This window comes from Stenotrophomonas hibiscicola ATCC 19867 (genome assembly GCF_000382065.1).
GTDB classification, from domain to species: Bacteria; Pseudomonadota; Gammaproteobacteria; order Xanthomonadales; family Xanthomonadaceae; genus Stenotrophomonas; species Stenotrophomonas hibiscicola.
Genome location: NZ_KB907504.1, coordinates 75,786 through 98,843, shown reverse-complemented (window position 1 = coordinate 98,843; position 23,058 = coordinate 75,786). Strand labels below are relative to the sequence as shown.

Annotated in this window: 21 protein-coding genes and 1 riboswitch; of the genes, 12 read left to right on the top strand and 9 right to left on the bottom strand. The window is 66.9% G+C overall.

The genetic code is table 11. From position 1 onward, the window contains the following. The first annotated feature begins 93 nt into the window (after positions 1 to 93). Positions 94 to 1,194, top strand: a complete 1,101-nt coding sequence (locus G370_RS0118150; protein WP_026347243.1) for an NADH:flavin oxidoreductase/NADH oxidase — start codon at positions 94 to 96, stop codon at positions 1,192 to 1,194. Positions 1,195 to 1,197: 3 nt separating this feature from the next. Here G370_RS0118150 and G370_RS0118145 read toward each other — a convergent pair whose 3' ends face one another. Next, positions 1,198 to 2,109: a LysR family transcriptional regulator gene (locus G370_RS0118145; protein WP_019661861.1), complete on the bottom strand. Its 912-nt coding sequence runs from the start codon at positions 2,107 to 2,109 to the stop codon at positions 1,198 to 1,200. Between the two features lie 114 nt (positions 2,110 to 2,223). Between G370_RS0118145 and purU the strand changes: the two genes are divergently transcribed. Then, on the top strand, positions 2,224 to 3,075 hold the full coding sequence (gene purU, locus G370_RS0118140) for a formyltetrahydrofolate deformylase (protein ID WP_026347242.1): 852 nt from the start codon (positions 2,224 to 2,226) through the stop codon (positions 3,073 to 3,075). Between the two features lie 86 nt (positions 3,076 to 3,161). On the opposite strand, the gene pncA is transcribed toward purU, so the two are convergent. The 4 genes from pncA to G370_RS0118120 all read right to left on the bottom strand — a co-directional run bounded on the left by pncA (position 3,162) and on the right by G370_RS0118120 (position 7,523). After that, positions 3,162 to 3,788: a bifunctional nicotinamidase/pyrazinamidase gene (gene pncA / locus G370_RS0118135; RefSeq protein ID WP_019661859.1), complete on the bottom strand. Its 627-nt coding sequence runs from the start codon at positions 3,786 to 3,788 to the stop codon at positions 3,162 to 3,164. A gap of 55 nt (positions 3,789 to 3,843) precedes the next feature. Beyond that, on the bottom strand, positions 3,844 to 4,530 hold the full coding sequence (locus tag G370_RS0118130; RefSeq protein ID WP_019661858.1) for an epoxyqueuosine reductase QueH: 687 nt from the start codon (positions 4,528 to 4,530) through the stop codon (positions 3,844 to 3,846). A gap of 161 nt (positions 4,531 to 4,691) precedes the next feature. Beyond that, a riboswitch (cobalamin riboswitch) is annotated at positions 4,692 to 4,920 on the bottom strand. 79 nt (positions 4,921 to 4,999) lie between these two features. After that, on the bottom strand, positions 5,000 to 6,409 hold the full coding sequence (locus tag G370_RS0118125; RefSeq protein WP_019661857.1) for a nicotinate phosphoribosyltransferase: 1,410 nt from the start codon (positions 6,407 to 6,409) through the stop codon (positions 5,000 to 5,002). A gap of 64 nt (positions 6,410 to 6,473) precedes the next feature. Then, positions 6,474 to 7,523 carry a bifunctional nicotinamide-nucleotide adenylyltransferase/Nudix hydroxylase gene (locus G370_RS0118120; protein WP_019661856.1) on the bottom strand — a complete coding sequence of 350 codons (1,050 nt, stop codon included), beginning with the start codon at positions 7,521 to 7,523 and terminating at the stop codon, positions 6,474 to 6,476. Positions 7,524 to 7,893: 370 nt separating this feature from the next. On the opposite strand from G370_RS0118120, the gene G370_RS0118115 reads away from it, so the two are divergent. Further along, on the top strand, positions 7,894 to 8,364 hold the full coding sequence (locus tag G370_RS0118115) for a hypothetical protein (protein ID WP_154081364.1): 471 nt from the start codon (positions 7,894 to 7,896) through the stop codon (positions 8,362 to 8,364). A gap of 98 nt (positions 8,365 to 8,462) precedes the next feature. Further along, entirely contained in the window at positions 8,463 to 10,355 is a 1,893-nt protein-coding gene (locus G370_RS0118110) for a patatin-like phospholipase family protein (protein ID WP_019661854.1), read from the top strand. Positions 10,356 to 10,451: 96 nt separating this feature from the next. On the opposite strand, the gene G370_RS0118105 is transcribed toward G370_RS0118110, so the two are convergent. Beyond that, a complete protein-coding gene (locus G370_RS0118105; protein WP_019661853.1) occupies positions 10,452 to 11,405 on the bottom strand; it encodes a DUF1028 domain-containing protein in 954 nt (317 codons plus the stop codon). A 382-nt stretch (positions 11,406 to 11,787) separates the two neighbouring features. Further along, on the bottom strand, positions 11,788 to 13,155 hold the full coding sequence (locus tag G370_RS0118100) for a helix-turn-helix domain-containing protein (protein WP_019661852.1): 1,368 nt from the start codon (positions 13,153 to 13,155) through the stop codon (positions 11,788 to 11,790). Positions 13,156 to 13,269: 114 nt separating this feature from the next. Between G370_RS0118100 and G370_RS0118095 the strand changes: the two genes are divergently transcribed. From G370_RS0118095 to mmsB, 5 genes are read left to right on the top strand one after another with little or no spacing between them, the layout of a single operon-like run. After that, positions 13,270 to 14,775, top strand: a complete 1,506-nt coding sequence (locus tag G370_RS0118095) for a CoA-acylating methylmalonate-semialdehyde dehydrogenase (protein ID WP_019661851.1) — start codon at positions 13,270 to 13,272, stop codon at positions 14,773 to 14,775. 14 nt (positions 14,776 to 14,789) lie between these two features. Beyond that, positions 14,790 to 15,956: an acyl-CoA dehydrogenase family protein gene (locus G370_RS0118090; RefSeq protein ID WP_019661850.1), complete on the top strand. Its 1,167-nt coding sequence runs from the start codon at positions 14,790 to 14,792 to the stop codon at positions 15,954 to 15,956. Then, positions 15,953 to 16,750, top strand: coding sequence for an enoyl-CoA hydratase (locus tag G370_RS0118085; RefSeq protein ID WP_019661849.1), 798 nt, complete (start codon positions 15,953 to 15,955; stop codon positions 16,748 to 16,750). Before G370_RS0118090 ends, G370_RS0118085 begins: the two co-directional genes overlap by 4 nt. Beyond that, on the top strand, positions 16,747 to 17,922 hold the full coding sequence (locus tag G370_RS0118080; protein ID WP_019661848.1) for an enoyl-CoA hydratase/isomerase family protein: 1,176 nt from the start codon (positions 16,747 to 16,749) through the stop codon (positions 17,920 to 17,922). Before G370_RS0118085 ends, G370_RS0118080 begins: the two co-directional genes overlap by 4 nt. After that, positions 17,919 to 18,809, top strand: a complete 891-nt coding sequence (gene mmsB, locus G370_RS0118075) for a 3-hydroxyisobutyrate dehydrogenase (RefSeq protein ID WP_019661847.1) — start codon at positions 17,919 to 17,921, stop codon at positions 18,807 to 18,809. Before G370_RS0118080 ends, mmsB begins: the two co-directional genes overlap by 4 nt. A 227-nt stretch (positions 18,810 to 19,036) precedes the next feature. Here the strand turns inward: mmsB and G370_RS0118070 are convergent, their stop codons facing one another. Beyond that, positions 19,037 to 19,462, bottom strand: a complete 426-nt coding sequence (locus G370_RS0118070; RefSeq protein ID WP_005411948.1) for an organic hydroperoxide resistance protein — start codon at positions 19,460 to 19,462, stop codon at positions 19,037 to 19,039. A 111-nt stretch (positions 19,463 to 19,573) separates the two neighbouring features. After that, entirely contained in the window at positions 19,574 to 20,530 is a 957-nt protein-coding gene (locus G370_RS0118065) for a cation diffusion facilitator family transporter (protein ID WP_019661846.1), read from the bottom strand. Between the two features lie 468 nt (positions 20,531 to 20,998). On the opposite strand from G370_RS0118065, the gene G370_RS1000000121695 reads away from it, so the two are divergent. From G370_RS1000000121695 to G370_RS0118045, 3 genes are all read left to right on the top strand, one after another. Beyond that, positions 20,999 to 21,205: a hypothetical protein gene (locus G370_RS1000000121695; RefSeq protein WP_154081363.1), complete on the top strand. Its 207-nt coding sequence runs from the start codon at positions 20,999 to 21,001 to the stop codon at positions 21,203 to 21,205. A gap of 206 nt (positions 21,206 to 21,411) precedes the next feature. Then, complete coding sequence (gene dusA / locus G370_RS0118050; RefSeq protein ID WP_019661844.1) at positions 21,412 to 22,443, top strand: tRNA dihydrouridine(20/20a) synthase DusA; 1,032 nt, start codon at positions 21,412 to 21,414, stop codon at positions 22,441 to 22,443. 212 nt (positions 22,444 to 22,655) lie between these two features. Further along, positions 22,656 to 23,030: a hypothetical protein gene (locus G370_RS0118045; RefSeq protein ID WP_019661843.1), complete on the top strand. Its 375-nt coding sequence runs from the start codon at positions 22,656 to 22,658 to the stop codon at positions 23,028 to 23,030. Positions 23,031 to 23,058 lie beyond the last annotated feature (28 nt).

Below are 23,058 nucleotides of genomic sequence, written 5' to 3'. Positions count from 1 at the left end.
ACCCGCCGCCGCGAAACAGCGATCCATCCAGATGGTTGATCCGGGAGCCGCGCAGCGGTGCAATATGCCCCCCTACGTCGTCCCATCACTGTCTTGAGCCAGCTGTTTTCGCCGATCTCGTTCGGCCCCCTGACCCTGTCCAACCGCATCGTCATCGCGCCGATGTGCCAGTACTCCGCCGAAGATGGCCGCGCCAGCGACTGGCACGCCATGCACCTGGGCAACCTGGCGCAGTCCGGCGCCGGCCTGCTGATCCTGGAAGCCACGGCGGTCGAGCCGCGTGGCCGCATCAGCTGGGCCGACCTGGGCCTGTGGGATGACGGCACCGAGGCAGCGCTGGCGCAGGTGCTGGCCAGCGTCCGCCGCTGGTCGCCGATGCCGCTGGGCATCCAGCTCGGCCATGCCGGTCGCAAGGCGTCGGTGAACCGCCCTTGGGACGGCGGTGGTCAACTGCCAGCCGGCGACACGCGTGGCTGGATCACCGTGGCGCCGTCGCCGCTGCCGTTCCATGCTGCCGATCCGGCGCCGCAGGAACTGGACGAGGCCGGCATCGCCGAGCTCGTTGCTGCCTTCGCCGCCAGTGCGGTGCGCGCCGAGCGCCTGGGCTTCGAGCTGATCGAGCTGCATGCCGCGCACGGCTACCTGCTGCACCAGTTCCTGTCGCCGCTGAGCAACCGCCGCACCGATGGCTACGGTGGCTCATTGCCGAACCGCCTGCGCCTGCTCGTGGAAGTATTCGACGCCGTGCGTGCGGCGGTATCGGACAAGGTCGCCGTGGGCGTGCGCATCTCCGCCAGCGACTGGGTCGATGGCGGCTGGGATCTGGTGCAGAGCGAAGCGCTGGCCCAGGTGCTGGACGCGCGCGGCTGCAACTTCCTGCACGTTTCCAGCGGTGGCCTGGACGAGCGCCAGAAGATCACCGTCGGCCCGGGCTACCAGGTGCCGTTCGCAGCAGCGATCAAGGCCAAGGTGCGCATGCCGGTGATCGCGGTGGGCATGATCACCGAACCGGAGCAGGCCGAATCGATCCTGCGCCATCGCCACGCCGATGCGGTAGCGCTGGCACGCGGCATCCTCTACGACCCGCGCTGGCCGTGGCACGCTGCTGCCGCATTGCGCGACAGCGTGGAGCCGGCGCCGCAGTACCTGCGCTGCGAGCCGCGCGAGGCGCGTGGCGTGTTCAAGACGCGCTGAGGCTCACACCCGCCAAGCCGGCGCGATGCCGGCCTGAAGGTGATCGAACAGCGCGCGGATCTTGGCGGTGAAATCGCGGCGGTCGCTGACGCAGAAGTAGACCTCCATCGGTTCCGGGCGCCACGCGGTGTCGGCGCCGAACACCGCCTGCAGGCGGCCATCGCGCAGGTACGGCTCGGCCACGAAGGCGGCCAGCCGGGTGATGCCGGCACCGGCCGCCGCCAGCGTCGCCAGCGCATCGATGTCATCGCAGACCATGCTCGGTGGCAGCGCGGCGTCCACGCGCTGGCCGTCCTTCAGCAGGCCCCAGCGCAATGGCCGGCCATCGGTGGGGAAGCGGTGCAGCAGCCCGCGATGACCGCCCAGCTCGGATGGCTGTTGCGGGGTGCCGCGTGCCTTCAGGTAGGCCGGCGAGGCGCAGAACACGAACGGAACACGCGCCAGCTGCCGCGCCACCACCCCGTCCTCCAGCTGGGCCCCGATGCGGATGCTGGCATCCACCGCTTCCGGGCCATGCTGCACGGCGCGGTCGGTCAGGCGCAGCTCCAGCTGCAGTTGCGGGTAGCGCTGCTGCAGCGAAGGCAGCAACGGCGCCAGCACATGGCGGCCGAACGCACTGCTGCTGGCGATGCGCAGCGGCCCGGCCGGTTCGATGTCGCCGGAGGTGACCATCGCCTGCGCGCGCGCCAGGTCGGCCTCGATGTGACGCACCTGCGCCAGGTACAGCGCGCCGGCCTCGCTGAGGGCCAGCTGCCGCGTACTCCGGTTCAGCAACCGTACGCCCAGATGGGCCTCCAGCCGGTTGATGTTCTGGCCGACCGCGGTGGCGCTGATGCCAAGGATGCGGGCCGCGGCGGCAATGCTGCCGGTCTCTGCGGTGCGGGTGAAGCTGCGGATCAGTTGCAACAGGTTCATGACCGACCAGCTTGCCACGGGAAGATCCAAGTATCGCTTGGTACTGAACCAAGCAGGTCGGTTGCACCCGTGATCATCCGGCCGCTGGGCAGGGCGCTGCCCTACACTGTGGCGATGCGCCCCGATTCCATCCTCACCCTGTCCTGCCCCGACCGTACCGGCATCGTCTATCGCGTGTCCGGCCTGCTGTTCGACCACGGCTGCAACATCCTCGACGCCCAGCAGTTCGGCGACGAGGAAAGCGGCCGCTTCTTCCTGCGCGTGCATTTCGATCGCGATGCCGGCCTGCCGCTGGAGACCGTGCACGCCGCGATGGCCACGCTCGCCCAGGACTTCGGCATGGACTGGCAGCTGCACGATGGCCGCCGCCGCGCACGCCTGCTGGTGCTGGTCAGCAAACAGGGGCATTGCCTCAACGACCTGCTGTTCCGCGCCCACAGCGGCCAGCTGAAGGTCGACATTGCGGCGGTGGCGTCCAACCACGCCGACTTCGCGCCATTGGCCGCCTCCTACCAGGTGCCGTTCCACCACCTGCCGGTGACCGCCGATACGCGCGCGGTGCAGGAGCAGCAGATCATCGACCTGGTCGAGCGTGAGCGCATCGACCTGGTGGTGCTGGCGCGCTACATGCAGATCCTGTCACCCACGCTGTGCCGCGCGCTGGCCGGCCGTGCGATCAACATCCACCACAGCTTCCTGCCCAGCTTCAAGGGCGCGCAGCCGTACCACCAGGCGCACGCGCGCGGGGTCAAGATCATCGGTGCCACCGCGCACTACGTCACCGAGGACCTGGACGAAGGCCCGATCATCGAACAGGACGTGGCCCGCGTTGACCATGCGATGGCGCCGCGCGAACTGGTGCGGCTGGGCAGTGATACCGAATCGCTGGTGCTGGCGCGTGCGGTGCGCCGCCATGTGGAACACCGCATCCTGCTCAACGGGCATCGCACGGTGGTGTTCCGGTAATCGCCCATCCCGCGTCCGCCGGGCATGGCCCGGCGCTACCCATGGGCGCGATCCGGTAGCGCCGGGCCATGCCCGGCGGTCGCGCGTCAGGCGAGCGCAATCCCCGCCTTGCCCAGCGCCTCGCGCACCATCACGTCGTTGGCTTCGGTCACCGGCTTGGTCAGCTCCCACAGGAACTTCACCCGGAAGCCGGACTTCACTGCGTCCTGCGCGCTCCACAGCACGCAGTAATCGCGGGCCAGGCCGCACACGTGCACTTCGCGGATGCGGCGCTCGTGCAGCCAGCCGGCCAGGCCGGTGGCCGGGCGCTCGCCATCGGGACCGTGGTTCTCGCGGAAGGCGCTGTACGAATCCACCTGTTGGCGCGTGCCCTTGCGCAGGATCAGGTCGGCCATGGCCCAGTCCACGCCCGGGTGCAGAGCGGCGCCATCGCTGCCCTGCACGCAATGGTCGGGCCACAGGGTCTGTGGCTGCGCGTGCAGCAGGATGGTCTCGAACGGACGCTTGCCGGGGTGCTGGCTGGCGAACGAGGCGTGATCGGCCGGGTGCCAGTCCTGGGTGGCCACCACCGTGCGGTAGCGGCGCTGCGCCAGCAGTTCGGCAATCGGTGCCACCAGCGCATCACCCTGGTCGCAGGCCAGCGCGCCGCCCGGCATGAAGTCCGGCTGCAGGTCGATCACCAGCAGGGCGACGTCGGCGGGCAGGGCGGTCATGGCAGATCCACTACAAGAGAAGGGGCGACCAGCGTGGCCGCCCCTCGCTCACACGTCAATCGCCCTGCGGCGTCCCAGCGTCCTGCCCGTAGTACAGCAGGCCGATTTTGATCCGCTCGCGGCCGTTCTCGCGACGGTGGCGGTTGGCATCGCGCAGCGAATACACGCAGCCGCAGTACTCCTGCTGGTAGAACTGCTCGCGCTTGCTGATCTCGATCATGCGGCTGGCACCGCCGCCCTTGCGCCAGTTGTAGTCCCAGTACTGCAGGCCTTCGTAGCGCGAGGCGGCGCGGATGCCGCAATCGTTGATCTGCGCCATGTTCTTCCAGCGCGAGATGCCCAGCGACGAACTGATGGTGTCGTAGCCGTGCTCGTGCGCGTACAGCGCAGTGCGTTCGAAACGCATGTCGAAGCACATCGTGCAGCGGATGCCGCGTTCGGGCTCGTTCTCCATGCCACGCGCACGGCTGAACCAGTTGTCGGTGTCGTAGTCGCAGTCGATGAAGGGAATGCCATGCTGCTCGGCGAAGCGGATGTTTTCCTGCTTGCGCAGTTCGTATTCCTTCACCGGATGGATGTTGGGGTTGTAGAAGAAGATCGCGTAGTCGATCCCGGAGGCGGTGATCGCCTCCATTACCTCGCCGGAGCAGGGCGCGCAGCATGAATGCAGCAGCAGGCGCTTGCCGTTGGCAGGCAGGGTCAGGGTGGGGCGTTGGAACTCGGTCATCGTCAGGTACCGCATGGACCGCCGGCAACGGCGGTGGCCCATGCATCTGTGCGTGGGTGGACAGGGCTGGCCGGATACCGTGAAAAGGACGCACGCGGCCGCACTGCCCGCACGCGCAGGTCAGCGACGGCCCCGGCACCCTCCCCGCGGAGAGTCCAGGTCGAGTCAGGGGACGGTCGTGTCCCCCGGCCGGGGCCGGTATTCGGGCTGATGGACACGGGCCGCAGCCCACCTACTACCTGCCGCTTCCCAGGCGCGAGCCCAGTGCTGTTGGCAGGATTCGTTTCCATTCACCGCTGCGGGGCAGCTCCGGAATGGGCGCGCGAGGCGCCTTCACCGGATTCCCGTTTAAATCCCTCCCGGCGCCGGAGCGATGGGAGGGATACCTTCGGCGTGTGCAAAGTGGACCTGTTGGTGGCGCGGGTCAAGAGCGCAGGGTGCAGAGCCCGCTGCGCTGCAACGGGATCCGCCCCCGGAAACGCCTTCAATGCCCTGCGGCAGCCCGCGTGCGGATGTCATCCAGCCGCTGGTCGTGCAGCAGGCGGCCGTTCTCCCACACGGTCACCATTGCGTCCTCGAAGCCGTCCGGCAGGGTGTCGTCGCCGCTGGCCGGCAGTGGCACCGTATGCAGGTTGCCATCGTCCAGGCGGCGCAGCAGGCGCATGCGGCCGCGCTTGCTGGTCTTGCCAGCATCGGTGACCGGATCCTTGTAGACGTCGATCCACTCACCCTCGACCCTCGCCGCCGAGCACTTCAGTGCGAACTTCTGCGTATCGCGGTCCAGCCGCTGCAGCAGCGCACCGCCCATGCCGAAGGCTACGTTGTCGGCGGCGTAGCCGTCGTCGGTGATGCGTTGCAGGATGGTGCGGATGGTATCCGGGTTGATGCCATCGCCCTGGATCACCCGCACGTGGTTGAGCACGCGGTAGCCCTTGCTGTTGAGGTTGTGGCCGAAGGAGTCATCCAGCCGGCGCAGGCTTTCGGCAACCACCTCCACCGGGTCGCCCGAGTCGGGGCGGATGACCAGGGTGGCACCGGAGGCGATCACTTCATCGCGCAGGGTGGTACCCCAGTGCTCGCTGATGGCGCGGTAGATGTCATAGCTGTCCGACACCACCGCTACGATCGCACCGGGCTTGCCGAACTGGCGCAGCATGTTGCGGTAGGCGTCCACCTCGCGCTCGCGGCCCCAGCTGGTGATGGTGCTGTGCTCGGCGGCGGGAATCGAATAGCCGGCCATCGGCGCGTGATAGTGCGCGCGCGCCAGGCACAGCGCCGAGACCGTATCGGTGCCGAGGAAGTTGACCAGGTGCGCGGCACCGCCCAGCGCGGCCGATTCCAGGCTCGATACACCGCGCGCGCCGAAGTCATGCAGCTTGAACGGCAGCTGCCCCTGCGGGTCGTCGCTGGTCTGCTGCAGGAACGCGGCAATGGTCTGCCGTGCGTGCCAGCTGATGGTGGCCACGGTGACCGGGTACCACACGCGCAGCAGCAGCGTTTCCAGGTACGACGGCACCCAGAACGCGGCCGGATCGGTCGATTCGATGGTCATCAGTGCCTGGTGGGTGGGCACCACGCTGCCTTCGGGCACGGCGCGGATGCGTACCGGCAGATGGCCGCCGAGACGGTCGACGATATCGCGCCAGCCAGCCTCGTTGAACGGTTCGCCATGCGCGGCGAACACCGCAGCGGCGTCGTCGATATCGGCGTGGGAGACCGGCCGTGCCAGAGCGTCCTTGAGGATCGCCTGCAGGCCGAAGAACACCGTGCGATCGTGCAGGCCGCCACGTGACTCGACGTAGAAGAACGTGGCATCGGTACCCGGCGGGTACTGCAGCCAGTGGCTGGCCTTGTAGCTGTCGGTGTTGAGGAGAAGATTATCGAGGTAGTGCATGACGGAAGCTCCTTCGCGTCGAGTGACACCAGCGGTCTATCCGCCAGTGGGGAGGCCGGGCCGGTCAGCCGCGGCCGAGGAAATACTCCAGGATGTGCAGGTGGTCTTCGAACAGCTGCGGGCCCATGTCCAGGGCTTCGCTTACCGGTATCCAGCGGGACTTGTCGGCATCGTCGCCACCGCGCACCGGCGGCAGGTCACCGGCCGGGAATTCGAAGTGGAAACCGTGGGTGATGGTGCGGCCACGCTGGCTGCGGTCCGGGTGATCGAACACCTGCTGGCCCTTCAGCGAGCCCTTCAGCACCGGCAATGGAATCTTCAGCCGGGTCTCTTCGCGCAGTTCGCGCAGGCAGCTGTCGAGCAGGCTCTGTTCCTGGCCGACGAAACCGCCGGGCAGCGCCCACAGTCCCTTGCCGGGTTCCGAACGGCGACGCACCAGCAGCACGTGGCCCGAATGCACCACCACCGCATCGGTGGTGACGAATGTGGGCGCGTAGGGCGCATCCTTCCAGGCGGCCTTATACTGTTCGATGAAGCGGTACTCGGCCACCAGCTGGCCATAGGCAGGCGCGCTTTTGCGGAACGCTTCGAGCATGTCGTACACCGGCGCCGGCACGTTGCCACGCAACATCAGCAGCGCGCCGTGGAAGTCGACGTCGCCGGCTTCGAACAGGTAGCGCCGCAGCTCGGTGGCCGACAGGGTGGCGGTGTGCTGCACGTCCACCAGCGGCCACTGCGGGAATTCGCGCAGGTAATAGCTGGAGGCATCCTTGTCCATGCCGATCAGGCCCACCTTCGCATCAGCGGCGGCACCGTCGTTGCGCAGGGCCTCGGCCACCTGGCGCTGCACGTTGGCGATCCACTGCGCTTCGTTGTAGAGGTGGTCGCGGAGCGGGCGGATCAGCAGGCGGTCGGTGTGGCCATCGAGGGCAGCCTGGATCATCACGGCGCGTTCGGCCACGGTCCAGGGATTGCGGAGGCTGCGGGGAGTATCGGCAGAACCGATCAGGAAGATCAGCTTGCGGGCCCGGCTCAGGGCCAGGCGGGCAACGGCGGCGTGACCGTTGTGGAAGGGCTCGAATCGCCCGATGAAGACGAGATAGTCGAATTCCATGAGAATCCCTCATGTCGTTGTGGCAGCCGCGGGTCTGTCCCTTGGCTTGCTGCAGATGCTACGCCGATGGTGGTCAGGGTCAAGTGGGAGGCTGCAACGGAGTCGTTCAATATTGTCGACGAAATCAATTGCTGGCGAAGCGGATCTGACGACTGGCCCACGGTAGATCACTCCGCAACTGTTGTAGGAAGGGCACATGCCGGAGTGATATCGAGCCAATCGGTCATTTGCTCAAAGATGCGAATCACCTGATCGATGTTCACACCGGTTCCCTCAAGTCTGCGGCAAGGGGCTTATGCGAGGCGAACTAGAGTGTTGGCATCGGTTAAATTGTCCGAACAGCCTGAGTTCAAGGGGGGATGCTTTGAAGATGCAATTCACTTATAGATGCTTTGCTGCACTGAAAAAATCTCTGTCGAACTGGGCATTGGTGCCACAGAGGCCAGGATTCTCCAGGAAATACGCCATTCTTATGGTAGTCATTGCCATTGCGGCGTGTGTGGTGGACTGGTACTCGCCGAATGAGTACTTTTGGTTTCAGCGCAGTGGCGCGTTGCTGGTCCTGGCGGGGGTGTCACTTCAATACTCAAAGTTGACGAGTAGCTGGAAGCAACGGCTTGATCCGGCTTACTTCGGGAAAACTACTGAAGAGCGTATAGGAGACGGATCTGGGATAAGTATGCTGGCTGAGGCAGAGGCTCTTGATCGGACCCGCAAATTGGTCGCGGAGCTGCATCAGATCGTTGCAGAGCCGGATTTGCGCGACTTCTTTTCCGTTGCATTTGCAATCGTGGGCACCCTCGTGTGGGCGCTTGGAGATGTTCCCTTCCGCAGCTCCTGACTCGTCTGGCCTGGAACTGATCACCGGTATTTCAGTAGATGAGAGTCTCAGGCCCTGAGAAGCCTCTGCGCCATACTGGTACTCACGCGGCGGACGGCATGCTCGGGGGCAAGACAGTGGCGGACAAGTACTGCGATCTGGTCATGAAAGGCGGCATCACCAGCGGCATCGTGTACCCCAATGCGGTACTGGCGCTGGCGCGCGAGTATCGCTTCAAGAGCATCGGCGGCACCTCGGCCGGCGCCATTGCTGCGGCGGTGGCGGCTGCGGCGGCATGCGGCGATCGTCGCCAGCAGGCCGGCGAGCACCTGCCCAGTGATGCCGGTTATGGGGGGCTGTCGGCGGTGTCGGCGCAGCTGTCGCGGCGCGGGTTCATCTACAGCCTGTTCCAACCGGCGCGGGGCGCGCGTGCGGCCTATCGGCTGCTGGTGGTGCTGACCGGCAATGCGGGCCTGCCACACAAGCTGCTGTGCCTGGCGGTGGCGGTATTCGAGATCGCACCGCTGGAAGTGCTGGTGTCGCTGGCGCTGCTGCTGGGCCTGGGCGGGTGGGGCGGCGGCTGGAGCGGTGTGGCCGCCACGCTGCTGCCGTCGCTGCTGTGCGCCTACGGTGCCGGTGTGGCCGGTGCCGCGCTGCGCGTGGCCCGCGTGGCACGGCGCAACCTGCTGGGCCTGTGCAGTGGCCTCGGCCGCGATGCACGCAAACCGGCGTTGACCGAGTGGCTGCATGAGTGCCTGCAGCAGTTGTCAGGCAAGCCACTTGATGCACCGCTGACCTTCGCCGACCTGCACGACGCACCGCGCTATGCCGGCGAGCCGGACAGCCCGCACGCGATCAGCCTGCAGATGATCACCACCTGCGTCTCGCACAACGAGCCGCGTACGCTGCCACTGGGCGGCGCACAGTTCTGGTTCCTGCGCGAAGAGTTCGAGCAGTTGTTCCCGGCCAGCGTGGTGCAGTGGCTGGTGGATCAGGCTGGCCCGCCGCTGGACGTGGAGGGGCGGCAGTACTACCACCTGCCGCAGGGCCCGAAGCTGCCGGTGCTGGTGGCCACACGCATGAGCCTGAGCTTCCCGTTGCTGATCAGCGCGGTGCCACTGCACGAACCCTCGCGCCGCGAGCGCCGCTGCGAACCCACCGCGCCGGCGGCCGACCCCGAGCACAACGTGGCCGACAGCATGGAAGGGCTGACCAGCGCCGGGCAGGCTTGCGGTCCGGTGATCACCGCCTTCCGCATCTGCTGGTTCTCCGATGGTGGCATCAGCAGCAACTTCCCGATCCATCTGTTCGACGCCGCGTTGCCGCGCTGGCCGACCTTCGCCATCAACCTGGTCTACCCGCAGCACGCCGAAGACGTGAGCCAGGGCAGCGGTAGCCGGCAGGCACTGGAGCATGCCGTGTTCCTGCCCACCGAGAACCGCCACGGCTGGCAACGGCATTACCAGTCCATTGCCACGCCGCTGGCCGCAGCCGAGCTGGGGCGTTTCCTGTTCGCGGTGGTGGCGACCATGCAGAACTGGCGCGACCTGCTGCAGGCGCGCGCGCCGGGTTATCGCGACCGCATCGTGCATGTGAGCCTGCAGGGCGACGAAGGTGGCATGAACCTGGACATGCCGCAGGAGGTGCTGACCCGCATCGCCGACAAGGGCAGCCTGGCCGGTTCGCGGTTCTGTTCGTTCTCGTTCGAGAACCACTACTGGATCCGCTGGCGCAACCTGGCCTCGGCCTACCAACGGTACACGCTGGAAGTGGCCCGTACCGACGACCCGGCGCAGCAGGTACTGGCCTATCGCGCGGCGTACTCGATGGTCGCTCGCGGCGAACCGACACCGCCGTCGTACAAGCTGGGCTCGGAAGACAAGCGTCGCGGCTCGCAGCAGCTGTGGGCGCAGATGGTCGAGCAGGGCCGAACCTGGGAGGACCTGGGCCCTGACCTGACCGACGGCGCACCGCGTCCGCTGCCGCAGATGAAGGTGACGCCGATCTACTGAGCCGGTTCTTGGTAGATCCACGCCGTGCGTGGATGCATCTCGAATCGGGGTCAGATCCGTTCTCCTATGGAAATTGGATCTGACCCCTGCGGTGGCTCATCGCCAGGGGGCAACCACCGCATCATCCTGCAAGGGTGCATACAACGGCAGCGCCAGCTCCTGCTTCACCCAGCCCGGATTGAGCGCACGCAGGCCGGCCAGGTATTCGCGGGCCAGTGCGATATCCCCTTGCCGCATCGCCAGGCGCGCAGCCCGCGCCCAGGTGCGGTCCCAGCCGTGGGCCAGTGACAACGAGGTCGCCAGCGCAGCGCGCGCACCCGCCACATCACCCTTCTCCCAGCGCTCCTCCGCGCGGATGATCGCCTCGTTGGACAGGCGCATGTCGTACAGCTCGCGCAGCCTCGCGACCGCGCGCGGGTCGGCGTCCACGCGCAGATCGGTGTCCTGCCAGTCGCCCCCCGGCGTGCGCACCAGCAGCGCGGCCGACCACTGCCCACTGCGCTGGCCGCCCGCGGCCTGGCCGGCTTCCAGCGCCGCCAGCAAGCGTGTGGCAAGCGCTCCGTGCGAAGCCGTAAAGGTACGTTGCATTGCCGTCAGCACGTCCGGTCCGGCCAGGCCATTGCCCTGCACGCTCAACATGCCGTCGCCGTGCGCACCGGCCCAGCTGGCCTGCTGCGCGGTGGCGCCGGTGTATTGCGCATTGCCACCGCGCGCACTGATCAGCCCCACCTGGCGCTCGGCGAGCGTGGTGCCATCGAAGTTGCCGTCTTCATCCAACAGCTGCTTCAGCACCTGTGCAGGTGTACGACCTTTGGCCAGTAGTTCAAGGCCTTTGGACCCATAGGTCGGGTTGGTCTCGAACTGGCTGGCGACCGCGCCGACCTTCGCCTGCGCCCACGGCACCCCCACGCCCCCGACCGCCAGGTTGTGCGTGGCGACCGCCACCCCGCAGTCGCCGGCCTCGTTGCAGGCGGCGATGGAAAAGGTCGCCCACGCCGGCGCGGCGACGGCAGCGAGCAGCAGGGCCAGGCAAGAGCGCAACAGGGACATGGGTGTCTCCATGGGCAGGCATTGCATTGGGATGCAGCCTACGCACGAAAGGTTTAGTAGATCCACGTCATGCGTGGATGCGCTTCGATGAAGGCTCGAAATATTCGATCTCGATCGGATTCCATCCACGCATGGCGTGGATCTACGGTGTCGACCAAGGTCGACACCCACCAACAGCAGCGGGAAACTGTCGAAGGCGGGGGTGGGTCCGGTTGCGGGGGCGTGAGCGCCATGGATGGCGCGACCGAGCCTACATGGACGTATTCACGGCGTCCCCCGCAACCGGACCCATCCCGCATCCCACGGAATGCCGGCTTTTGCCGTAGCCGTTGCCGTTGCTTCGGCCTCTGCAGGTGCAGGGCGCAGCCCTGCCGAACCAACCCTACCGCCCCGGCAACTGCGCGAACGCGCGCTGCATGCAGTCCTCGCGCGGGCACACCCGGCACCCCGGGCCGATCGACACCGAATTGCCCGGGCTCTGCACATCCAGCCCCAGCGAATACACCAGCCGCTCGGCATGCTGCAGATCGCAGCCCAGCGCCACCGCGAAGGTCTTGCGCGGCTGGCCATGGCCGACCGGACCACTGCTGACTTGCCGTGCCAGCCAGAAATGCCGTCGCCCATCGGGCATGCGCGCGGTCTGCGTAAGGATGCGCCCGGGCTGGTTGAACGCCTCGTAGACGATCCACAGCGGGCACGAACCACCCACCTGCGAGAAGTGGAAGTCGGTGGCCGAATGGCGCTTGGACACATTGCCCGCGCGGTCCACGCGGATGAAGAAGAACGGCAGCCCGGGCGCGCTGCGCCGTGCCAGCGTGCTCAGCCGATGGCAGACCGCTTCGAAGCCGACGCCGAACTGGTGTGCCAGCAGTTCAATGTCGTAGCTGCTGGCCTCGGCCGCACGCAGGAAGCGCATGTACGGCATCACCAAGGCGCCAGCGAAATAGTTCGACAGACCGATGCGGGCCTGAGCGATGCGTGCCTCATCGGTGAAGCCGGCACGTGCCACCACCGCATCGATCTGCGGCAGGTAGCCGTGCAGGGCCAGCTCGGCGGCCATCTGGAATGCCTGCTGGCCTGGCTCCAGGTAGTCCGGCAACCACAGCCGCCGTGCTTCGGCATCGTACTGGCGCTTCTCGCGCCCGGCCTGCAGCGCGGCCACTTCCACCAGCACGCCGTGGCGGTCGGCCAGCAGCTGGCGCAGGCGTGGTGCCACGTGCCCGGGCGACAGCCCCCACTCGGCGAACAGACGCTCGGCCAGCTCGTCCAGTTCGGGAATGTGGTTGTGCATGCGGTTGAAGAACTCACGCACCTGGTCGCCTGCGGGCAGGATGCTGCCGGCGCCGGGCTCGCCCAGCTGGAACTCCAGGGCGGCGGCATGCTCACGCAGCGCCAGGTGGCGGCGGTGCAGATCCAGCAGGGCGCGGCTGACCTGCGGCAGGTTGCCGGCCAAGGCGCGCAGCTCGGTCGCGCTGACCTCCGCCAGGCCCAGGTCGCGCAGGGTTTCGCCCAGCGCTTCCTGCAGCGCGGCAGGCTCATCTTCGTCGAATAGTGAGGAAACGTCGCCCAATACTTCGCCCAGCTTCTTCTGAACGGCCGGGGTGAGTGGGCGCTTGTTGCGCTCGATCTGGTTCAGGTAACTGGCCGACAGGCCCAAGGCGCGGGCCAGATCCACCTGACTGTAGCCGCGCTGCTCGCGCAGCCGCAGCAAGCGAAGGCCAAGCTGCCGCTGGCTGGATGAATAATTCACAGAATTAACATTAATCGTCTGGCGTGTTGGCCAGATTAAGCGGATTCAGGCCGGAAATCGAGGTGGCTGCTGTGAATAATGCCAAGCATCTTTCGAGCCCGTGGGATTGTCGTCATGACTGTTGAAGCGCCCCGTATCCGCATGCTGATCGATGGCCAGTTCATCGAATCGGCCACCTCCCACTGGCAGGACGTGATCAATCCGGCCACCCAGGACGTGCTGGCCAAGGTGCCGTTCGCCACCACCGCAGAAGTGGACGCCGCCGTCGCCGCCGCCAAGGAAGCCTTCAAGACCTGGCGCAAGACCCCGATCGGCACCCGCGCGCGCATCTTCCTGAAGTACCAGCAGCTGATCCGCGAGAACATGAGCGAGCTGGCCCACATCCTCACCGCCGAACAGGGCAAGACCCTGCCCGACGCCGAAGGCGATGTGTTCCGCGGCCTGGAAGTGGTCGAGCATGCGGCCGCCATCGGCAACCTGCAGCTGGGTGAGTTGGCCAACAACGTGGCCAATGGCGTGGATACCTACACGATCATGCAGCCGCTGGGCGTGTGCGCCGGCATCACCCCGTTCAACTTCCCGGCGATGATTCCGCTGTGGATGTTCCCGATGGCGATCGCCACCGGCAACACCTTCATCCTCAAGCCATCCGAGCAGGACCCGATGGTCACCATGCGCCTGGTCGAACTGGCGCTGGAAGCCGGCATTCCGAAGGGCGTGCTGAACGTCGTCCACGGCGGCGAGGAAGTGGTCAACGCGATCTGCGACCACCCGGACATCAAGGCCGTGTCGTTCGTCGGTTCCACCCGCGTCGGCACCCACGTGTACAACCGTGCCTCGCTGGCCGGCAAGCGCGTGCAGTGCATGATGGGCGCCAAGAACCACGCCGTGGTGCTGCCGGACGCCAACAAGGAACAGACCCTCAACGCGATGGTCGGCGCCGCCTTCGGTGCGGCCGGCCAGCGCTGCATGGCCGCCTCCACCCTGGTGCTGGTCGGTGAAGCGCGCAACTGGGTGCAGGATCTGGTTGAAAAGGCCAAGACCCTGAAGGTCAGTGCCGGCACCGTGGCCGGCACCGACGTCGGCCCGGTCATTTCCTGCAGCGCCCGCGAGCGCGTGGAAGGCCTGATCGCCTCGGGCGTGGAGCAGGGTGCCAAGCTGGTGCTGGATGGCCGCAAGCCGCAGGTCGATGGCTTCGAGAAGGGCAACTTCGTCGGCCCGACCATCTTTGCCGGTGTCACCACCGACATGCGCATCTACCAGGAAGAAATCTTCGGGCCGGTGCTGGTCATCCTCGAAGCAGAGACGCTGGAAGACGCCATCGCGATGGTCAACAGCAACCCGAACGGCAACGGCACCGCACTGTTCACCCAGTCCGGCGCTGCCGCGCGCAAGTTCCAGGAAGACATCGACGTCGGCCAGGTCGGCATCAACGTGCCGATCCCGGTGCCGGTGCCGCTGTTCTCGTTCACCGGTTCGCGCGCCTCCAAGCTGGGCGACCTGGGCCCGTACGGCAAGCAGGTGGTGCTGTTCTACACCCAGACCAAGACGGTCACCGCGCGCTGGTTCGATGACGAGACGCTGAGCCACGGCGTCAACACCACGATCAGCCTGAAGTAACGGCAGGAGCAGCCATGAGCCACTCGATGACGACGGAACTGGAAGAAGCGCAGCAGGCGTACCGCGAGGCAGCGCGCGACTTCGCACAGGCCGAACTGGCGCCACACGCCGCGCGATGGGATGCGGAGGGCATCTTTCCGCGCGAGGCGATCGCCAAGGCCGGTGAACTGGGCTTCTGCGGTCTGTACATGGACCCGGAAGTGGGCGGCAGCGGCCTGAGCCGACTGGACGCCGCCGTCGTCATCGAGGAGCTCGCCAACGTCGATCCGTCGACGGCGGCGTACATCAGCATCCACAACATGGCCTCGTGGATGGTGTCCACGTGGGGTCAGCCGGCACTGCGCGATGCCTGGGGCAGCGACCTGTCCTCAGGCAGCAAGCTGGCCTCGTACTGCCTGACCGAGCCGGGCGCCGGTTCCGATGCGGCCTCGCTGAAGACCACCGCCGTGCGCGATGGCGACTTCTATGTGCTGAACGGCTCGAAGGCCTTCATCTCCGGCGCCGGGGCCACCGAGCTGCTGGTGGTGATGGCGCGCACCGGCGGTGCCGGTGCCGGTGGTGTCAGCGCCATTGCCGTGCCCTCGGACCTGCAGGGCATCAGCTTCGGCCGCAAGGAAGAGAAGATGGGCTGGAACAGCCAGCCCACCCGCGGCATCACCTTCGAGAACGTCCGCGTGCCGGTCAGCCACCTTCTCGGAGAGGAAGGCGGCGGCTTCAAACTGGCGATGAAGGGGCTCGACGGCGGCCGCATCAACATCGCCGCCTGTTCGCTGGGTGCCGCGCAGGGTGCGCTGGATGCCGCACGCCGCTACATGGGCGAGCGCCGCCAGTTCGGCAAGGCGCTGGCCGAATTCCAGGCGCTGCAGTTCAAGCTGGCCGACATGGTCACCCAGCTGGTGGCCGCGCGGCAGATGGTGCACACCGCCGCACGCAAGCTCGATGCCGGTGCCAGCGACGCCAACGTGTGGTGCGCGATGGCCAAGCGTTTCGCTACCGATGCCGGTTTCAACGTCTGCAACGAAGCGCTGCAGATCCACGGTGGCTACGGCTACATCCGTGAATACCCGATCGAACGCCTGCTGCGTGACTGCCGCGTGCACCAGATCCTGGAAGGCACCAACGAGATCATGCGGGTGATCGTTGCCCGTCACCTGCTCAACACCGAAGAGGAACTGCGATGAAGGATTGGCGTACCCAGGAGCACGTGGGCCTGAAGGTGGAGGTCGATGGCCACACCGCCGTGGTCACCCTGAACAACCCGCCGGCGCACACCTGGACCGTGCACAGCCTGTCGGCGCTGCGCGACCTGGTGGGCGCGCTCAACGCAGACCGCGACATCTACGCGTTGGTGATTACCGGTGACGGCGAGAAGTTCTTCTCCGCCGGTGCCGACCTCAACCAGTTCGCCTCCGGCGACAAGGCCGCTGCGCGCGAGGCCGCGCGTCGCTTCGGTGAAGCCTTCGAAGCGCTGTCCGGGTTCCGAGGCGTGTCGATCGCCGCCATCAACGGCTACGCCATGGGCGGTGGCCTGGAATGCGCACTGGCCTGCGACCTGCGCATCATCGAAGACCACGCCCAGGTGGCGCTGCCGGAGGCCACCGTCGGCCTGTTGCCGTGTGCCGGTGGCACCCAGAACCTGCCGCGCCTGGTGGGCGAGGGCTGGGCCAAGCGCATGATCCTGCTGGGCGAGCGCATCAATGCCGAGACCGCACTGCGCATTGGCCTGGCCGAAGAAAAGGTCGGCAAGGGCGAAGCCAAGGCACTGGCACTGGAATGGGCGAAGAAGGCCGGCAAGCAGAGCCCGACCAGCATCGCCGCCTGCAAGACGCTGGTACAGGCCACCCGCGCCGGCACCCACGCCTCGGCGCTGGTGGCCGAGCGCGAAGCCTTCGTCGACCTGTTCGACACCGCCGACCAGGTCGAGGGCGTAACCGCCTTCCTGGAAAAGCGCACCGCGCAGTGGAAGAACGCATGAGCATCGACACCGCTGCCGACGACGCACCGGTGCTGTTCGAAGAGCGCGTGGCCGGCAATGGCACGCGCATCGGCATCGCCACGCTCAACGCGCCGCGCACGCTCAACGGATTCTCGCTGCCGATGGCGCACCTGCTGCTGAAGCAGTTGAATGCCTGGGCCGACGACGACGGCATCGCCATGGTGGTGCTGCAGGGCGCCGGTGAAAAGGCGTTCTGCGCCGGCGGCGACCTGCACAGCCTGTACAAGAGCATGGTCGCCTTCCGCGAGGCCGGCCACAGCGACATCCGCCAGAACGCCTATGCCGCCGAGTTCTTCGACGTCGAATACCGCGTCGATTACCTCATCCACACCTACGCCAAGCCGATCCTGTGCTGGGGCCATGGCATTGTGATGGGCGGCGGCATCGGCCTGATGTCCGGTGCCAGCCACCGCGTGGTCAGCGAACGTTCCAAGCTGGCCTTCCCGGAAATCACCGTCGGCCTGTTCCCCGATGTCGGTGGCAGCTGGCTGCTGCCGCGGGTGCCGGCCAAGGGCGGCCTGTTCCTAGCCCTGACCGGTGCACTGCTCAACCCGGGCGATGCCATCTATGCCGGCCTGGCCGATGTGCACGTGGCCGAAGAGCGCCGCAGTGCAGTGTTCGATGCGCTGCTGCAGGTGGCCTGGTCCAGCGACCCCGCACACAACCACGAACGCCTGACCCACCTGCTGCAGTCGCATGCCAGTGATGCTGCGACCGGTCCGCTGCTGGCCAATGCGGCACAGGTCGAGGCGCTGTGCGAAGGCGATGACCTGCAGGCCATCGTGGCGCGCATTACCGGCCTGCAGACCGACGACGCCTGGTTGCAGGCGGCTCAGAAGACCCTTGCTGCCGGTGCGCCGGGTTCGGCGCGGCTGGCCTTCGAGCTTCAGCGTCGCAGCGCCGGCCAGGATCTGGCCGCGATCTACCGCCTGGAGTACATCGTCGCCCTGCATTGCGCCGCCCACGGCGATTTCGCCGAAGGCATCCGCGCGCTGCTGATCGACAAGGATCGCAATCCGCAGTGGAACCCGGCCACCCTGGCCGGGGCCACCGGCGCGTGGGCCGACACCTTCTTTGCTTCCCCCTGGGCCGATGCCGCGCATCCGCTGGCCGACCTGGGCACTCCCCTTGTTGAAAGGAGCCTTGCATGAGCCGCATTGCATTCATCGGGTTGGGCAACATGGGTGGCCCGATGGCCGCCAATCTGGTCAAGAACGGCCACAGCGTGCGCGTGTTCGATCTGGTTCCGGCCGCGGTCCAGGCCGCCGTTGACGCCGGTGCCAGTGCTGCGTCGTCGGCACGCGACACCCTGGCCGACGCCGAAGTGGTGATCTCCATGCTGCCAGCCAGCCGTCACGTCGAAGGCGTGTACCTGGGCGACGACGGCATCCTGGCCGCGATCCCGGAGGGCGCACTGGTCATCGACTGCAGCACGATCGCGCCGGCCAGCGCGCGCAAGGTGTCAGAGGCCGCCGCCGCACGTGGCCTGCAGATGATCGATGCACCGGTCTCCGGTGGTACCGCAGGCGCCCAGGCCGGCACGCTGACCTTCATCGTCGGTGGCGAAGAGGACGCGCTTGAGCGTGCCCGTCCGGTGCTGCAGGCGATGGGCAAAAACATCTTCCACGTGGGCGCCAGCGGCGCCGGCCAGGTCGCCAAGCTGTGCAACAACATGGCGCTGGGCGTGATCATGGCGGTGACCGGTGAAGCCATTGCGCTGGGCGTGGCACACGGGCTGGACCCGAAGGTGCTGTCGCAGATGATGGCGGTCAGCACCGGCCGCAGCTGGGCCACCGAAGTGTGCAACCCGTGGCCGGGCGTGCTGGAAAACGCGCCTGCGTCGCGCGGTTACAGCGGTGGCTTCGGCAGCGATCTGATGCTGAAGGACATGGGCCTGGCAGTGGAAGCAGCGATGAGTGTCGGCGCCTCGATCCCGCTGGGCGAAGTGGCCCGCAACCTGTACTCGATGAACCACCAGGCTGGCCGCGGCAAGCTGGATTTCTCCAGTGTGGTGCAGCTCATCACGAGCGAGAAGTAAGGCTTGGATATGTAGAGCCGAGCCCGTGCTCGGCTGCTTTTCCGCCGGATGTTCCCGCGCCGGACGGATCAGCCGAGCAGGGGCTCGGCTCTACAGAAGCGAATGCGTCCCCGGCTGCGCGCCGGGGCCCACCCGAGGTGGGATGGGCGGATGTTCGGTTTCGACCGGCGTCCGCCCATTTTTTTCCCTCGCTCGGGTAGTGCCGGCCGCTGGCCGGCATCACCGCATCAGGCCACGACCAGCGTCACGTCGATGTTGCCGCGGGTGGCATTCGAGTACGGGCACACGATGTGCGCCTTCTGCACCAGCTCTTCGACCTGCTCGCGCGGCACGCCCGGCACGTTGATGGTCAGCTCGGCTTCGATGCCGAAACCGGTCGGGATCTGGCCGATGCCGACCTTGCCGGTGACGGTGGTGTCGGCCGGCAGCGCGACCTTGGCCTGGCCGGCCACGAACTTCAGCGCACCCAGGAAGCAGGCAGAGTAACCGGCCGCGAACAGCTGCTCCGGGTTGGTACCCGGGCCACCGGCGCCGCCCAGCTCGCGCGGGGTCGACAGCTGGATGTCCAGCACGTTGTCGGAGGAGACGGAACGGCCTTCACGGCCGCCGGTGGAGGTGGCCTGGGCGGTGTACAGAACCTTTTCGATGGACATCGGGATGCTCCTGGTCGGTGGGTGGGTGGTGCGATGGAGACTACTTTGCCCGCTTTCCGCGTACGTTGGGTTGCAGGACGTACGAAAAACTTGATCGATCGTCCTGTCGGCCTAGATCGTCCACTCACGGTCAGTGGTGAACATGATCGTCAACCAGCGGTCCGGCGAAGCCTCGCCCAGCGCATCGCCGATCTCATCACGCAGCTGGTCCCATTCCACCAGCGGCCGCGGTGGGTCGTTTTCCGGCACCACGAAGAACAGCTCGATCTGCTCGCCTCGCCCCACCTGGGCCACGTAGCTGCGGTGCTCGACGAAACCATGCTTGGCCACGATCGCGCGTGCCACGGCATCCACGTGCGCCTGTAGCTCCGGCGGGGTGACCAGCAGGATGCCGGCCAGCGCCCGGCGCACGGTGCCGAGCGGGGCGATCATCACCAGCACGCAGACGAAGGCAAGGATGGCCGGGTCGATGTACGGCCCGACCCAGGCCCAGGACGTGCCCTGCACCAGCACGCCGCCGAGGAAGGCCAGCAGGTAGCAGGCCGACATGCTGGCCGCGATCACCCAGTTTTTCGCATCCAGTGCGATGAACGCCGAGCCGATGCGGCGGTTGGCGCGCAGGATGAACCAGGCCAGTGCGCCTTCGCCGACGATGGACAGCCCGGCGAAGGCGATGGCCGGGCCCAGCGCAATGTGGCGGCCACCGGACATCAGCGCATCCACCGCATTGACCAGCGCATACAGCGCCGCGCCGATCATCAGCGTGCCGCTCACCCCCAGCACGATCGGCTCCAGGTGCCAGAAGCCCATGGTGAAGCGCTGGTTGAGCCGCGATTGCAGCGCATCGGTCTGCGTGGACAGCGCAATCAGCCGCGCCACCAGCAGTGACAGCCAGGTCATCACCACGTCGATCAGGCCGTAGATGCCGTCGAAGATGATCAGCGAGGAATTGGCCAGCAGGCCGAACACCACTGCGGCGGCGGCCAGTAGCAGCGAGGCGGCGATCGACAGGCGCAGCACGCCCTGTTCGGTGGTGGGGTCGAAGAACTGCGCGCGGTCGTTGGCCATGCCTGGATTGTAGAGCGGAGCCACGCTCCGCTGCCGTTGCGGACTGTCCCCTACATGACAGACCACGCACGCTGCCGGGCTTCCTGGCAGCCTGGGTGTTCTACGGGCTGACTTCACGCCCCAAGCCACCGCAGTTCGAAAGGACCGTGGAAGCGCTGGTGTTCACCTTCGCAGTCCAGGCGCTGGTCAAGTTCACCGAACTTATGCTCCTGCTGGCGGGCCGCTGCTTTGTGCTGGGGACCTGGACCGAGTCCAGTAGCCTGCTCTGGGGTTTTGCCCTCGCCGGGCTGTTGGGGGCAGGATGGCCCTCGCTGCAAACAAGGACTACTTCCACGGCGTTCTCCGTCGCGCAGGCTTCACCACGCGTAAGTCCCACCCGAGCGAGTGGTGCTGCGTGCTGGGTGCCCGTCCTGCCTTCGTGGTACTGCAGTTGAAGGATGGCCGTCGTTTGACCGGATATCCCAAGGAGTGGCAATCAGCCCCGCTGCGGGACAGTTCTATATGCAGATGCCGGCCTCGCTCGTGGAAGCCGTTCCACCCGATGAAGGTGCCGATCCAGCAGCGGATCCGGTGGCAAACCCCGCCGTGGTCGAGCTTCCGCAGCTCGATGGCATACTGATCCATGCGGTGGATGTGCAATGGGTCGAGATTCTCCAGGTGACAGGCGATGGCTAAGTTGAGGAAGGGTTCCAACCCACCATTGGACCAGCTGGTCGTATCCATGGAGAACGCAAACCCCAAGCTCCCGGAGGGCAGGAGGCGTCCGCCGCCGCCGCCCAGCCCGCCCCGGCCGCCAGCCGGAAACGGGCCCGCGCGGCGCTCGCAGCGCGGCTGACCGGGCGCATTCAGCCGAGCGGTGTAAACTATTGATCTCACTGGCAATGCCAGTCTCCATAATCAACACCCTGATGACGTCCGCCACCGCCCGTTACGCTGATTCCCTGCGCCTGTCCGTTGCGCCGATGATGGACTGGACCGACCGCCATTGCCGCGTGTTCCATCGCGTGCTGGCGCCGGGTGCACGCCTGTACACGGAGATGGTGCACGCCAACGCGGTCATCCACGGCGACCGCGAGCGCCTGCTCGGCTTCGACCGCAGCGAACAGCCGCTGGCGCTGCAGCTGGGCGGCAGCGATCCGGCCCTGCTGGCGCAGGCCGCGCGCATTGCCGCCGAGTGGGGATACGACGAGGTCAACCTCAACTGCGGCTGCCCGTCCGACCGCGTGCAGGCCGGGCGTTTCGGCGCTTGCCTGATGCGCGAGCCGGTGCTGGTGGCCGAGTGCGTGGCGGCGATGGTCGATGCGGTCGACATCCCGGTGACGGTGAAATGCCGCCTGGGCGTGGACGAAGACAACGATTACGACGTGTTCGCCGCCTTCGTCGACCGCCAGGTCGCCGCCGGTGCCGCAATGGTGGTGGTGCATGCGCGCAACGCGTGGCTGAAGGGCCTGTCGCCGAAGGAGAACCGCGAGGTTCCGCCGCTGAAGTACGACTGGGCCTACCGCCTCAAGCAGGAGCGCCCGGCACTGCCGGTGGTGATCAACGGCGGCCTGGCCAGCATCGAGGCGGTGCAGGCGCAGGCCGCGCACGTCGATGGTGTGATGCTGGGCCGCGCGGCCTACCACGACCCCTACCTGCTGCATCAGCTGGAGGCGCTGCACACCGGCGCCCCGCTGCAGGCCCGTGGTGACCTGTTGCGTGCGCTGCGCCCCTACATCGAGACGCGTCTGGGCGAAGGCCTGGCGCTGAAGCACATCACCCGCCACCTGCTCGGCCTGTTCCACGGCCAGCCCGGCGGCCGCGCATTCCGTCAGGTGCTGAGCGAGGGCGCACACCGCCCGGGCGCCGACTGGAGCCTGGTCGAACAGGCCTTGACGGTCACCGAACGCGAAGCTGATCGCGCCGCAGCGTGACGTCGGTCACGGTCCTGACTTGACAAGGGGCGGCGATTCGTCCCGAATGTTCACCTAGATGAACAACTCGCGGCATCGCCCGGAAAAGTTCAGATCGGATTCACTGCCCCAAACCAAGAATTTGCAAAGGAATTGTAAAGGCCGGGTCCCGCACCCGGCTTCCGGATTTACGACTTTTGAACGAATCGCCGTGCTCGGCTAGGATCGCATCGATGTCTTCCGCTCCCTTCCATCGCCGCATTGCCCTGGCCACCTGCGTGGCGCTGTCGGCTGTGCCGCTGTCGTCGGCGCTTGCGCAGCAGCCGCCGCGCGGCGACCAGGGGCGGGCGGAGATGATGGAGCGGGGCGAGCGCGGTGGCCGTGGCGACGAGCGCTCGCTGTCCGATGCCGTGCGCCGCGTGCAGCGCACCACCGGCGGCCACATCCTCGGCGCCGAGCGCGTGCCGTTCGATGGTCGTGATATCAACCGGGTGAAGTACATGGACGATCGGGGCCGGGTCCGCTACATGGACGACCCCGCCCCGTCGCGTTCACAGCCGCGCACGCCGCGGGCGGATATGTCATCACTACGCGGCGATAACCCCTGAACAGGGATAGTTGTCGCTATCAACCCGT

Coding starts and splice junctions, on each gene's coding strand:
- G370_RS0118145 (WP_019661861.1), bottom strand. CDS start 2,109: ATGAACCTGTTGCAACTGATCCGCAGCTTCACCCGCACCGCAGAGACC.
- purU (WP_026347242.1), top strand. CDS start 2,224: ATGCGCCCCGATTCCATCCTCACCCTGTCCTGCCCCGACCGTACCGGC.
- pncA (WP_019661859.1), bottom strand. CDS start 3,788: ATGACCGCCCTGCCCGCCGACGTCGCCCTGCTGGTGATCGACCTGCAG.
- G370_RS0118130 (WP_019661858.1), bottom strand. CDS start 4,530: ATGCGGTACCTGACGATGACCGAGTTCCAACGCCCCACCCTGACCCTG.
- G370_RS0118125 (WP_019661857.1), bottom strand. CDS start 6,409: ATGCACTACCTCGATAATCTTCTCCTCAACACCGACAGCTACAAGGCC.
- G370_RS0118120 (WP_019661856.1), bottom strand. CDS start 7,523: ATGGAATTCGACTATCTCGTCTTCATCGGGCGATTCGAGCCCTTCCAC.
- G370_RS0118115 (WP_154081364.1), top strand. CDS start 7,894: ATGCAATTCACTTATAGATGCTTTGCTGCACTGAAAAAATCTCTGTCG.
- G370_RS0118110 (WP_019661854.1), top strand. CDS start 8,463: ATGCTCGGGGGCAAGACAGTGGCGGACAAGTACTGCGATCTGGTCATG.
- G370_RS0118105 (WP_019661853.1), bottom strand. CDS start 11,405: ATGTCCCTGTTGCGCTCTTGCCTGGCCCTGCTGCTCGCTGCCGTCGCC.
- G370_RS0118095 (WP_019661851.1), top strand. CDS start 13,270: ATGACTGTTGAAGCGCCCCGTATCCGCATGCTGATCGATGGCCAGTTC.
- G370_RS0118090 (WP_019661850.1), top strand. CDS start 14,790: ATGAGCCACTCGATGACGACGGAACTGGAAGAAGCGCAGCAGGCGTAC.
- G370_RS0118085 (WP_019661849.1), top strand. CDS start 15,953: ATGAAGGATTGGCGTACCCAGGAGCACGTGGGCCTGAAGGTGGAGGTC.
- G370_RS0118080 (WP_019661848.1), top strand. CDS start 16,747: ATGAGCATCGACACCGCTGCCGACGACGCACCGGTGCTGTTCGAAGAG.
- mmsB (WP_019661847.1), top strand. CDS start 17,919: ATGAGCCGCATTGCATTCATCGGGTTGGGCAACATGGGTGGCCCGATG.
- G370_RS0118070 (WP_005411948.1), bottom strand. CDS start 19,462: ATGTCCATCGAAAAGGTTCTGTACACCGCCCAGGCCACCTCCACCGGC.
- G370_RS0118065 (WP_019661846.1), bottom strand. CDS start 20,530: ATGGCCAACGACCGCGCGCAGTTCTTCGACCCCACCACCGAACAGGGC.
- dusA (WP_019661844.1), top strand. CDS start 21,412: ATGCCAGTCTCCATAATCAACACCCTGATGACGTCCGCCACCGCCCGT.
- G370_RS0118045 (WP_019661843.1), top strand. CDS start 22,656: ATGTCTTCCGCTCCCTTCCATCGCCGCATTGCCCTGGCCACCTGCGTG.